The organism is uncultured Mycobacterium sp. (genome assembly GCF_964249325.1).
Taxonomy (GTDB): domain Bacteria; phylum Actinomycetota; class Actinomycetes; order Mycobacteriales; family Mycobacteriaceae; genus Mycobacterium.
Genome location: NZ_CAXUCH010000003.1, coordinates 60,341 through 62,113 on the forward strand (window position 1 = coordinate 60,341; position 1,773 = coordinate 62,113).

Consider the following 1,773-nt stretch of genomic DNA (forward strand, 5'->3'; position numbering starts at 1 on the left):
GGTTGGCAGCCCGATCGCGGATCTCCTTGGCTTTGCGCCAGCCCAGCCGCTCCGGCGGCAGGGTGCCGCGCCGCCACTCGAACTGGGCCGCGGTGTCGGCGTCCATGCCGCGCAGCATGTCGTGCAGCATCCGATCACCGACCGTCCATTCCTCCAGCGGGTCGACGTCGACCGGTATGGCGTCCTCGACCGTGTCGACGTCCCACGGCAGGGTGTAATCAAGCGCGCGGAAGAAGCCCTTGACCGGGTCTTTGAAGAAATCCAGCAGATCGGCAAGCGCCACGTCATCGCAAGTCGAACCAGGAAGCGGACCGGTGATGAAGGGCTTTGGAGCACACCGTTTCCCAGTGGCCGCTTCCGCTGCAGTCAGCGCAGTAGGGTCGAACGTAAACGGCCGGCCCGGTACCAGCGCCCCCGGTGTGACGTTGCGGCGATCGAACGGCTGCAGCGGATGCCTGATCAGGATTCGCTCCCGCACCGGCTGCGCCGCGGTCTGGTCCAGCGTGTCGAGCAACTCAGCCAGCGGCACCGCGGGCGGACGCTCGTGACCGGAGTGTTCGTCGGCGCCGGTGTAGGTGATCACCAGCGTCTCGGTGGCCGCGCAGATCGCGTCGAGCAGCAATTGCCGGTCCTCGGAACGGATGTCGCGCTCACCGGTCATCGGCGAGCGGGCCAGCACATCGTCGCCGTCTGGGGCGTTGAGCCGCGGGAACACGCCGTCGTCGAGCCCGACCAGGCACACCACCCGATGCGGCACCGAGCGCATCGGCACCATGGTGCACACGGTCAGTGTCCCGGTGCGGAAGTTGGCCCGGGTCGGTCGTCCCGCCAAATGCGTCGACAGCAGCGCGCGGATGTCGGGCAGCCTCAGCAGCATCGATACGCGAGAACCGGCCTGCGCCAGCACATCTGCGAATTCGCGCTGCAGCTGCGCGTGCTGCCAGTCGTCGTCGCTGCGGGTCAGCGCCGCGACGCCCTCGGCCAATGCCTCCGACCACTCCGTCAACGGCTTTGCGCCGCTGAGCCTTTCGACGACACGGTGCAAACGTCCCACAAACTCGGCCAGCCGCCCGGCCAGCCCCACCTTGTCGCTGCCGACGTCGTCGAGCGGCAGCGCGGTGCCCAGCCACGCCTGCGAGTCGTCGGACATCGCCACCCCGGTCAGGACGCGGTCGAGCCCGAACCGCCAGGTGTTGTGCACGATGTTTTCGAGCCCGTACGGCTGGCGATGCTGTGGGGCGAAGCCCCAGCGGATGTTCGATTGGCGCACCCAGTCGGTGATCTGGTCAAGGTCGTCGTCGCTGAACCGGAACCGGGCGCGCACCGGCGGCGTCTGGGCGAGGTCGAGCACCTGGCTGGCGGTGGCCCGAGTCCCGGCGATGTCGAGCAGTCCGGCGGCGACCGCGAGTAGCGGGTTGGTCTGGGTCAGCGCCCGGTCGGCCCGCCTGACCCGTAAGCGGTGCGCCGGGTGGCTCTCACCGGCGACGTCACCGAGACCGAAGCCGGCGACGATCAGCGGGGCATAGGTTTCGATGTCCGGGCACATCACCACGATGTCGCGCGGCTCCAGCGTCGGGTCGTCATCCAGCAGGCCGAGCAGCACCTCGCGCAGCACGTCGATCTGCCGCCCCGGACCGTGACAGGCATGCACCTGCACTGAGCGGTCCCCCTCGGCGAGCGTGCGGCCCTCGGGCCGCACCGCGTTGGCGGCGACATCCGACTGCAGCCAGCCCAGCAAGGTGCCGAAACGCGTTGTGCCACTCAAGAATTCGT

At 68.9% G+C, this 1,773-nt stretch carries 1 pseudogene (running past one end of the window); it reads right to left on the reverse strand.

Going from position 1 to position 1,773, the window contains the following annotated elements:
• A pseudogene (gene recC / locus ACFE99_RS01070) lies at positions 1-1,773 on the reverse strand (exodeoxyribonuclease V subunit gamma); its annotated part reaches 623 nt to the left of the window's first position; the annotation flags it as partial.